Below are 11,126 nucleotides of genomic sequence, written 5' to 3'. Positions count from 1 at the left end.
CACCAAAGAAGAACCCCGCCAACCGGCGGGGTTTCTTGTATCAGATCAGGAGCCGGATCCGGTCAGGCGGCAGCCAGGCGGCGTCGCGACAGGCCAAGCAAACCGAGCGCTGAACCGAACAGCCAGGCAGCAGCGGGAACCGGCACGACGGTGCTGCCACCAAAAAAGGCACTACCCGGACCGACGGTCATGCCAGCCACGTGGGCAGCAAAGAAATAGGTGCCTTGTGCGCCACCAGAACCGTTGACTGCGTAGTCATAAATGCTGTCACCACTGATGCCGGTGATGCGGAAAAACAGCGGATTCTGGCGATTCGAACCGGTGCCGTCCTCACTGACCTCAAAGGCACCAAAACCATCGAGATTTCCGCTAGTTGTGCTCCAACCCACCGGGTCGATGATGTTTGCCGCAGTCAGGGCATTGCCTGCGCCGGTGGTATTAAATCCGAAGCGCTGGATTCCGAAATTACTCCCCGCCGTACTGGTCAGGGTTGCGAGGGGTGTAACCAGGAACTCAATGTCGCCCGGGTTCGCAAGACTGTCGGAAATCGTCACCAGCAGATAGTTGACGCCATCGGCCCAGGTTCCCTCTTCATTGCTCTGGTTCATGTAGTAGGAGACGGAGGCCGCATTTGCAGACCCTGCGGCAATCAACAAAGCTGTAGCCAGAAGGAAATTTGTCTTCACTGGACCCCCCGGGGCGTCCTTTTTTGTTATTGGACTTGGTCTGATAAAAACACGCGACAGCACCTTGAGCAAGCATTTCAAGACCTATCGCAAGAAATTCTTGCCGATTCGTGTTTTTTACATAAGAAGATATGTCGTATCGAGAACAGGATTCAACAAAAACTCAAGGACTTGGAACGGCATCTGCCGCTTTCTTCTAAGGTTTGCTCGGGGTCCGTGCATCCGGATCAGACAACGCATTCGATATCCACAGTACGAGCTTCGGCCAATCTCCGCAACGCGTCGCAACAGAACAAACCCTGGCCCACAAGAAAAAACCCCGCCAATTGGCGGGGTTTCTTGCATCAGATCAGGAGCCGGATCCGGTCAGGCGGCAGCCAGGCGACGACGCGACAGGCCGAGCAAACCGAGCGCTGAACCGAACAGCCAGACAGCAGCAGGAACCGGGACTACCTGCACGTCCATGGCCACGTTTTCTACACCCCAACCATCCCGGGCAACCCGGATGGAGAAGTTGTATTCACCCGTAACATTCGGATTGAAGGTCGGGAACGAGACCGAAGGCGTCAGCAGGGCCGTACCGAAATTTGGACCCGGCACCGGACAAGTTGCGGCACTGGCAAGGTAACCAAACATCAGGTTCTCGGAACCCTGGGTGATGCTGGCCGTGGAGCCGTAACACTTGAGTGCAGCGGTGACGTCGATCTTGCCCAGCGTCGATGCGGCGAGATTGTCGAAAGCCGGATTGAAATCATAGTAGAGACTGATGTCGTAGTCGGTGAGAATCGGGCTCGGCGGATTGGCGCCCACGCCCTCAACCTTGATGTAGTAGTTCCAGTTCCACAGCGCACCGGTCGTCGTGCTTTCGTTGTTTCCACCGGTATTGCTGCCTGTGCCCGCATAGAAAGTACCCGCACCGTTGTTGGTCACAACCGGGTTGGAATAGCGCTGCGTCGCGTTCATCGCGACCGTGATCAGGTTGTTGCCGTCGTAGAACTGCGAGGAAATCGCCACGGAATCATTGGGTATCCCGCTACCGCCAAAATTTGCCCCGGTGAGCGGGCCAAAAGTGTCATAGACCGGTATCGCCGAAGCAACGCCTGGTAAAGCCAGTGCACATAGCAATCCGGTCAGTCTTGCGGCGTTCTTCATGGATATTTCCCCACGTACCTTGTTGAATCGGCCGACCGCCCCGGCAGCCAGCTCTTGATTATTCCGGACCCCGTCGCCTAGTCGGTCACGGTCAGATCTAAACACAGCCCAACAAACATGTACAACTATTTATGCGCCGGGCGCATGACAGATCCAGGCGCGCTGTTTTTTACATAAGAGAGCACGCCAATGGGAAAAGATAATTCCTGCGCACTCAAGAGTTTGAAGGACCATCGATATGGCAACTTGAGCCTGGCGCGGTGCCGGTAGCACGCGCTTCAGAAGGAGAATATTTTCGCATCCGAAACCATCTGCCAGCGCACGGAATCCCCGGCGCGCCGCTATGCGGCGACACCAGGCTACCCTGGATGGGTCAGTCCCGGGCGGTGCGTCGCCGGACGCGAGCGAGCAAGGTCATGGCGGCGGTCGCCAGCAGCAAGCCTCCTGCCGGAGCCGGCACAACGGCGGTCGCCACCGTCAGGGACAACTTCCTGGCGACGAAGGCGATCTGCTCGGGAGATCCGGTCGTTGCCTGCAGACGACCGAAGATGCTCAGATCGACGCTGGTCGCAAGATCGGCAAAGGCAGCAGCGGGGTCGATGCTGTTTGCATAACTCCAGTTCTGGAACGGCAGGCCGGTTGCTGTCGAACTGCTGAAACCATTCTCTGCGGCAGCGGACTCGAGATAACCCGGGCCATGGCCATCGTCAACCAGATCGCGCGACTCCAACCGCAGGCTCGCACTGACCGTACCGCCATTGAGCACCTGGTAATCGCCAGAATCACGGATACTGATCGTACCGATCTCGAATCCTGCCGGCGACCAGATACGGTTGAAATGGAAGCTCGCAGTCCGCTCGTCGAAGCCGTCGGCTCCAAAGGCTGTCGCGTAAGAAACCGACGGCGTGAAACTGAGCACATCACTGTTGCCAAGCAGGCGTGGCGCACCGAACAGCAACAGGCCGTCATTTACCGCGGGATCGTTGTCGTACTCATAGCACACTGTCTGGCCGCAGAGCTGCACAGGCGCGGCATGAACCGGCATCGCAAACGCAGCCACTGCGAGCAAGGCCACAGGAATGATCTGCCGGGGGATTTTTTTCATAGACAGCTCATTCTAGTTAATCGCCAGGATCGGCTGTGCCGAAGGCAACATAAAACCGAACATTGTCGCGATATTTCCATCAACAAAAAAAACCCGCACTGGTGCGGGTTTTCCTGTATCCGGATTTGCGCCGCTCAGGCAAGCAGCGCGGTCCGCCTTCGCAGCAAACCGAGCAACCCGAGACCCGAACCAAACAACCAGACCGCAGCCGGCACAGGTACTGTCGAGGTCGCAGTAATCGTCAGGCTGAGTTTCTTCTGCACAAAAGCGTAGTTGGGCGAAGTCGCAAATGCCTGCAAGGTGTTCTGTATCGAAAAATCGATATCACTTGCCAGGTCGGAGAACAGCGCCGCCGGCGTGACCGTACCCGTCAGCGACCAGTTGACCAGCGGACCGCCGGTCGGCGTCGAGGTATTCCAGTTGAACTGTGGCGTGGTGGTTTCGGGGAAGCCCGGCGTCGCCGCACCGTCATCGACATTATCGACGCTCTGCAGGCGCATGTTCACATTGACGAAACCGGCACCAATGATCTGGTAGTCACCGCTCTCGGTGATAGATATCGAAGCGATCTCACCACCATTGGTGGTGTATACCCGTGAGAACTTGAACAGCTCGACCCGTGTCGGACCAGGGATGGAAGTGCTGGCATCAGAATCAGCGTTGAAGTTGGTCGGCACAAACTTGAGGGTATCGCCACTCAGCAGCGTCGGCACGCCATAGGCCGAGATGCCGGGGTTAACGAGTGCGTCGTTGTCGTACTCGTAGCAGATGCTGGTACCGCAAAGGGTCACGGGTACGGCATTGGCTGGCAATGCACTGAAACCGGCTGCTATCAAGCCGAGTCCGGCCAGGGTCTTCACGCTGCGCATCGGATGATTCCCCGCTGAGTCATCGCTGACCTGCTCCGGACAATTCCGGGAAGGTTCTGTGAATAATGGACTCAGCTTACTCCCTGCACTGGCGTGGATACAAGTAGACCGGGAATAAATCCGCCACTCAGGTCATTGTTTATACTGTTTTTTATTGAACATAATTCAACTGATTCACGACCTCAGGGCTGCAGGACCAGCGTTGAGCGTGCGTGGCTCTCGATCGCCCCATCACTGAACCACCAATAGCGTGGCTCCCCCGACAACCAGGCGGGCGTCTGGTCTTTGAGGTGAGCATCAAACTGCCGGCCACTGGCCCCGCCCACCAGCACAGCCGTCACCTTGTCCGGATCGCCGAGATCCGCCACGAAGCGCAACGAAGCGATCGTGGTCGTATCCCAGGGCTTGCCGAACTTGTAAGTGGCGCGGTTCAGCGTTTCGCCCGAGCCCTCCTTGGGATGAGTCCCCGCTCCCAATACGTTGGCCGGCCCCTTCCCCGGCACCAGCGGACTGAAGAAAGTCACGGTGTGCAATCGGCCCCATTGCCACTGACCGGGATCCGCGCCTGCGGCTTCTGCAAGTTCGCTGCGCGCCAGGCGCGCTGCACGCCGGAAGATATCGTCGCGGCTTTCGACGGCCGGCGTCCGGGTATCGTCAAACCACGCCGATGAATCAGTGCGAACCATCTGTGCCAGCCGTTCATGCCAGTAATACCAGCTGCCGAGCATCTCTTCGCTGAGCTCGGCACCGAGTTCATCGACGAAAGTCTGGCGGGCAAACTCGCGGTACACCGCCTGGAACACTGTCGGTGCAACCAGGCCGGTATCGTCGACATGATTCCAGTCGGCGAGAAGCTGACCCAGGTCGCGGGTATCGTCCGCCGCGAGCAACGCCTGCGCCATCACCGGTGCAATCTGTGCGGCCATGGTGTTTCGCGTATCCCGCATGAATTGCCAGTGATCGTCCGCACCAAGTCGCTCTGGCTGATCGAGCAGTTCGATCATGCGGCGATAGCGCCAGGAGGCGGCGAAGTACGTCGAATAGGCATAGGGATAATCAGCCGGCACCGTACGATGATTGGCATTGCCAACCCAGCCGCGTGCGGGATTCACCTGTCCCGGCATCTGGTCCGGCGAAATGAAGCCTGCCCAGGCATCGGCACTGTCCCTGACCGGCAATGGTGTTGAACCATCACCTTGCCTGCGTATCGGCACACGGCCTGCGGTAGCGTGGCCGATGTTGCCCTCCGTATCGGCGATCACATAATTGTATGGCGCGGTATTCATCCAGATGGCACGACGCGCCTCCTCCACCGACCGCGCGGTAAACAACGCATACTGGCCGGTATCTGCTGCCATGGCCTCGGGCGCGCTCCAGCGCATCGAAATCAGCTTGCCGTCGGCCACGCTCATCCCATGGTCAGAAATCACCGGTCCACGATGCGTCAGGCGAATTTTCAGCGGCACGGTGTGAAATTCCGAAGATCCCGGTCGCGCGCGAACGCGCAGCGTCTCTTCGATCACCTCGAAGGGAAAGGACTGCTCGCCTTCCAGGTAATTGCCCGGTCGCTGCGGATCTTCTGTTTCGATGAACAGATCGATCACATCGGCATAGGCATTGGTCACGCCAAAGGCGATGTGGCTGGTGCGCCCGACACCGAGACCGGGAATACCCGGGCCGGCAGAGCCCACGGCACGAAACTCCGGTGTAATCAATCCGACCGGATGCCAGATGCCCGGCAGGTTGCGCGCATCCAGATGCGGATCATTGGCGAGCACCGGCGCACCATTGATCGAGCGCGCACCGCTCATCACCCACTGGTTACTGCCGATCTCCCGTGGCCCTGGACCCGGTGCCAGCCAGGCCGCGTCGACCTCGAGATTCAGCGCGACCGACGGTGTCGGTAAAGGGGCAGCATCGAGACCCGTACCGCTGTTGTCATCCGGATTGATGGTCATCATGCGGATTTCGGCTGCCTTCACAGCCCCCAGCCGGTCGATGACTTTCTGGCTGATGAGTTCGGCCTGCAGATTGACCGAACTCGACCAGTTGAGAAAATACTGCAGCGTCATCACATCGGCCACCGTCCACGGTTCCGGCCGCGTGCCGAGCAGCCCGAAGCCGAACTGGTGTTCGCCGGTCTGGTGTTCGATGTAGGCGTTTAGCCCCTCGAGATACAGTTCGTAGAACCGGCGGTCAGCGGGACCGAGCAGCTCTGCATGCCGGCGACCATGCCGGGCCGTACCCGCCAGACGCAGCGCGATATCCGACTCAAGCGCTGATTCGCCAATCAGTTCCGAAAGCCGGCCGGCAGCGAGGTAGCGCTCAAAATCGATCTGCAGAAGGCGATCCTGCGCCGTCACCCAGCCCTGGGCACGAATCGCATCGTCGAGGGATTTCGCATGGATGTAGGGGATGCCCTGTTCATCCCGGACCACGCGTACCGGCGCCGAGAGCACCGACAGCTGCAGGACACCATCGCTCTGATAGCGGTCAACCACCTGCGTAAAAACCGCGATGCCGACCACCGACAGGGCAAACAGCCACAGCACGACCACCACTGTCTTGCGCAACATCCGACCTTCCCCGCTTCGCCTGACCCGATACCCGGATGGTGCCAGCACAGGCCGACATCCGCATCTATAAGGTATCCTTGCCGGCCCGATGAATGAGCAGAACACAGTCCGGCCGCGTCGCTCGGTACTCTATGTCCCGGGCGCCAACCCCAAGGCACTGGCCAAGGCGGCCAGCCTGCCGGCTGACGGCCTGATTTTCGACCTCGAAGACGCCGTACTGCCAGAGGCCAAGCCCGCCGCGCGTAAAGCCGTCATCGAGCGGCTGGCCGCCGGCGGTTTCGGCCATCATGAAATCGTGATCCGCATAAACGGATTCGATACCGAATGGGGTGCCGACGACTTGCGCGCCGCTGCGACCAGCGGGGCCGATGCGGTGCTGTTGCCAAAGGTGGAGGATCCGGAGACCGTCAGGCAGGCTGTCACGCTTCTCGAAAAGTTCCGCGCACCTGCCAGCCTCGGGATCTGGATCATGGCCGAAACGCCCCGTGGCGTGCTGGCCCTGGAACGGATCGCTGCCAGCAGTGATCGCCTGGCAACAATCGTGATGGGCACAGCCGATCTTGCCAAGGGACTGCGCGTCGATCCCGGCCCGGATCGCAGCGGCCTGCTGCAGGCCCTCGGCCACTGCATCCTGGCGGCCCGGGCACAGGGTCTTGATATACTCGATGGCGTCTTCACCGATATTGGCGACCACCCCGGCTTTCGCACTGCCTGCCAGCAGGGCAAGGCACTGGGATTCGACGGCAAGAGCCTCATTCATCCGGGACAGATCGACGCTGCCAATGCAGTCTTCGGCGTCACGGAAACGCAGCTTGAGGCTGCCCGCGAACTGATCCGTGCCTGGGAGGCCGCTGCCGCGCGCGGCAGCGGTATAGCGGTCATGCAGGGCCGCATGATCGAAGGCCTGCACGCGGAGGAAGCACAACGGGTGCTCGCCCTGCATCTTGCAATCAAGCGGCGCAGCCGTGCGCCGGCTACGGGATGATGGAATGGCAGACTTCGGCAAGCGATCGAGGCAGGACTGGAACAAGCTCGCGACCAGGGAAAGCAAGGGCAAGGATCCGGACAGCCTGACGTGGCAGACGCCTGAAGGCATTCCGGTGCGTCCGCTGTATACGGCCGAGGACCTGGCCGGCCTCGAACATCTGGACAGTCTGCCCGGCTTCGCGCCTTTTGTACGCGGCCCGCGCGCCACGATGTACGCCGGTCGGCCCTGGACCGTACGGCAGTACGCCGGCTTCTCCACCGCCGAAGAATCCAATCGTTTCTACCGGGACAATCTCGCTGCCGGGCAGACCGGCCTGTCGATCGCCTTTGACCTTCCCACCCATCGCGGCTACGACTCCGACCACCCGCGCGTGGTCGGCGATGTGGGCAAGGCCGGTGTTGCCATCGATTCCGTCGAGGACATGAAGATCCTCTTCGACGGCATCCCGCTCGACCGCATGTCGGTATCGATGACGATGAACGGCGCCGTGCTGCCGGTGATGGCCATGTACATCGTCGCCGCTGAAGAACAGGGTATTGCGCAGGCCAGACTCAACGGCACCCTGCAGAACGACATCCTCAAGGAGTTCATGGTCCGGAACACCTATATCTATCCGCCCGAACCCTCGATGCGCATCGTCGCCGACATCATCGCCTACACCTCGAAACACATGCCGAAATACAACTCGGTTTCGATTTCCGGCTATCACATGCTGGAAGCCGGTGCGACAGCCGTGCAGGAACTCGGTTACACGCTGGCCGACGGCATCGAGTACGTTCGTGCGGCACTGGCGAGCGGGCTGAAGGTGGACGATTTCGCGCCGCGCCTGTCTTTCTTCTTCGGCATCGGCATGAACTTCTTCATGGAGGCCGCCAAGCTGCGTGCCGCACGCCTGCTCTGGGCCGAGTACATGCAGAAGCTGTTTGCACCCGCAGACGACCAGTCCCTGATGCTGCGCACCCACTGCCAGACTTCCGGCGTCAGCCTGACCAGCCGCGATCCCTACAACAACGTGATACGCACCACTGTGGAAGCGCTGGCTGCAGCGCTGGGTGGCACGCAGTCCCTGCATACCAACTCGTTCGACGAGGCGCTGGCACTGCCCACGCCGTTTTCAGCACATATTGCCCGCAACACCCAGCTCGTGCTGCAGGAGGAAACCGGCATCACCCGCGTCGTGGATCCGCTGGCCGGCTCCTACTATGTGGAAAGCCTGACCGCATCGCTGGCCGATGAGGCACGCAAACTGATCGACGAAGTCGAAGCGCTCGGCGGCATGACCAAGGCTGTCGGCTCCGGCATGCCCAAGCTGCGTATCGAGCAGTCGGCAGCACTCCGCCAGGCGCGTATCGACCGCGGGGAAGAAGTCATCGTCGGTGTCAACAAGTATCAGCGCGATGACGAACCGGAAATCGAAGTACTCAGCATCGACAACAGCGCGGTCCGCGAGTCGCAAGTCAAGCGGCTGCAGACGCTGCGGAAATCGCGGGACCCGGCAGCGTGCAACGCTGCCCTTGCCGCCCTGACGGAGGCAGCGAGACAGGGCAGCGGCAATCTGCTGGAACTTGCCGTCGTTGCGGCACGGGCGCGCGCCACGGTCGGAGAAATCTCCGACGCGCTGGAGCAGGTCTACGGGAGGCATCACGCCATCATTCATTCAATCAGCGGCGTCTATGGTTCAGCCTATACAGGCGATGACGGGTTCGCGCGGATCCAGCACGAGGTCGCTGCCTTCGCACAGGAGGAAGGCCGGCGGCCGCGCCTGCTGGTCGTCAAGCTGGGTCAGGACGGACACGATCGTGGCGCCAAGGTAATCGCCACTGCGTTCGCGGATATCGGCTTCGACGTGGACATCGGACCACTCTTCCAGACACCGGACGAAGCTGCACGGCATGCCGTCGAAAACGATGTGCACGTCGTCGGTATTTCGTCACAGGCAGCGGGCCACAAGACGCTCGTCCCGCAACTGATTGAGGCATTGCGTGCGCAGGGCGCCAGCGATGTGCTGGTGGTATGCGGCGGCGTGATTCCGCCACAGGATCACGACATGCTCAAGGCCGCGGGCGTGGCCGCAATCTACGGCCCCGGCACCAATATTCCACGGGCTGCGGCTGAAGTACTGGATCTCATCCGCAACCGGCACCGGTCAGCGCAAGCTGCCCGGAAATAGTTCCGCACAGAAAAAGCACAAGGGTGCATGCATGCAATCCGTTCTCCAGCAACTGCAAGACAAGCGCGCGTTGGCCAGGCTCGGTGGTGGCCAGCAGCGCATAGAGGCCCAGCACGCCAAAGGCAAGCTGAGCGCCCGTGAGCGCATCGACCTCCTGCTCGACGAGGGGAGCTTCGAGGAATGGGACATGTTCGTCGAGCATCGCTGTGCCGACTTCGGCATGGCCGAGCAGAAGATCGTCGGCGACGGTGTCGTCATCGGTTACGGCACAATCAATGGCCGGCTGGTCTTCGTTTTCAGCCAGGACTTCACGGTTTTCGGCGGCTCGCTTTCCGAGGCGCATGCGGAGAAGATCTGCAAGGTGATGGACCAGGCGATGAAGGTCGGTGCACCGGTGATTGGTCTCAATGACTCCGGCGGCGCACGGATCCAGGAAGGCGTGGCCTCGCTCGGCGGCTATGCCGAGGTCTTCCAGCGCAACATGCTGGCCTCCGGCGTGATTCCACAGATCTCGCTGATCATGGGCCCCTGTGCCGGCGGCGCGGTTTATTCGCCTGCCATTACCGACTTCGTGTTCATGGTGAAGGACAGCGCCTACATGTTTGTCACCGGTCCGGATGTCGTGAAAACCGTAACCCATGAAGAAGTCACGGCCGAGCAGCTCGGCGGTGCCATCACCCACAGCTCGCGTTCCGGTGTATCCGATCTGGCGATGGAAAACGACGTCGAGATGCTGCTGAACACGCGGCGTTTCTTCAATTTTCTGCCGGCCAACAACCGCGAGAAGCCGCCGGTCTGGCCCTGCGAGGACCCGCCGACCCGCGAAGAAATATCGCTCGACAGCCTCGTCCCGGAGGATCCGGCCAAGCCCTATGACATCAAGGAACTGATCGTCAAGCTGGCCGACGAAGGCGATTTCTTCGAACTGCAGCCGGAGTATGCCAAGAACATCGTCATCGGCTTCATCCGCATGGAAGGCTCGACAGTCGGCGTGGTGGCAAACCAGCCGATGGTGCTGGCCGGCTGTCTGGACATCAACTCGTCGACCAAGGGCGCGCGCTTCGTGCGCTTCTGCGATGCCTTCAATATTCCGATCCTGACGCTCGTCGACGTACCGGGCTTCATGCCGGGTACGGCACAGGAATATGGCGGCATCATCAAGCACGGCGCCAAGCTCCTGTATGCCTACGCTGAAGCCACCGTCCCCAAGATCACGCTGATCACGCGCAAGGCCTACGGCGGTGCCTATGACGTGATGGCTTCGAAGCATTTGCGCGGCGACGTCAACCTCGCATGGCCCAGCGCCGAGATCGCGGTGATGGGCCCGAAGGGCGCGGTAGAGATCATCTTCCGCAAGGATATCGGCGACCCGGCGGCGATCGCCGCACGCACCGAAGAATACCGGCAGAAATTCGCCAATCCCTTCATCGCTGCCAGCCGCGGCTATATCGACGATGTGATCATGCCGCGCCGGACGCGCGCACGGATCTGCCGCTCCCTGTCGATGCTGCGCGACAAGCAACTCGACAACCCGTGGCGCAAGCACGGCAACATCCCGCTCTGAACAAGTCCATTACGGT

Annotated in this window: 8 protein-coding genes; 3 read left to right on the top strand and 5 right to left on the bottom strand. The window is 60.6% G+C overall.

Annotation, left to right across the window (positions count from 1 at the left end; genetic code table 11):
• Window positions 1-62: 62 nt before the first annotated feature.
• From H6979_00250 to H6979_00230, 5 genes are all read right to left on the bottom strand, one after another.
• Window positions 63-758 (bottom strand): hypothetical protein, encoded by a 696-nt coding sequence (locus tag H6979_00250; protein MCP5138277.1) that lies wholly within the window; start codon window positions 756-758, stop codon window positions 63-65.
• 294 nt (window positions 759-1,052) lie between these two features.
• Window positions 1,053-1,838, bottom strand: a complete 786-nt coding sequence (locus H6979_00245; protein ID MCP5138276.1) for a hypothetical protein — start codon at window positions 1,836-1,838, stop codon at window positions 1,053-1,055.
• 373 nt (window positions 1,839-2,211) lie between these two features.
• The gene (locus tag H6979_00240; GenBank protein MCP5138275.1) at window positions 2,212-2,943 is read right to left on the bottom strand and encodes a hypothetical protein; all 732 of its coding nucleotides are present in this window, start codon (window positions 2,941-2,943) and stop codon (window positions 2,212-2,214) included.
• A 134-nt stretch (window positions 2,944-3,077) separates the two neighbouring features.
• The gene (locus H6979_00235; GenBank protein MCP5138274.1) at window positions 3,078-3,812 is read right to left on the bottom strand and encodes a hypothetical protein; all 735 of its coding nucleotides are present in this window, start codon (window positions 3,810-3,812) and stop codon (window positions 3,078-3,080) included.
• A 182-nt stretch (window positions 3,813-3,994) separates the two neighbouring features.
• On the bottom strand, window positions 3,995-6,388 hold the full coding sequence (locus H6979_00230; GenBank protein MCP5138273.1) for a penicillin acylase family protein: 2,394 nt from the start codon (window positions 6,386-6,388) through the stop codon (window positions 3,995-3,997).
• Window positions 6,389-6,476: 88 nt separating this feature from the next.
• Between H6979_00230 and H6979_00225 the strand changes: the two genes are divergently transcribed.
• From H6979_00225 to H6979_00215, 3 genes are read left to right on the top strand one after another with little or no spacing between them, the layout of a single operon-like run.
• A complete protein-coding gene (locus H6979_00225) occupies window positions 6,477-7,373 on the top strand; it encodes a CoA ester lyase (protein ID MCP5138272.1) in 897 nt (298 codons plus the stop codon).
• Between the two features lie 4 nt (window positions 7,374-7,377).
• Entirely contained in the window at window positions 7,378-9,546 is a 2,169-nt protein-coding gene (scpA, locus tag H6979_00220; protein ID MCP5138271.1) for a methylmalonyl-CoA mutase, read from the top strand.
• 31 nt (window positions 9,547-9,577) lie between these two features.
• Window positions 9,578-11,110, top strand: a complete 1,533-nt coding sequence (locus H6979_00215) for an acyl-CoA carboxylase subunit beta (GenBank protein ID MCP5138270.1) — start codon at window positions 9,578-9,580, stop codon at window positions 11,108-11,110.
• The last annotated feature ends 16 nt before the right edge of the window (window positions 11,111-11,126 follow it).

Source organism: Chromatiales bacterium (assembly GCA_024234935.1).
Taxonomy (GTDB): domain Bacteria; phylum Pseudomonadota; class Gammaproteobacteria; order Steroidobacterales.
The sequence above is the reverse complement of the archived record's forward strand: the minus strand, read 5'-3'. Positions and strand labels throughout refer to the sequence as shown.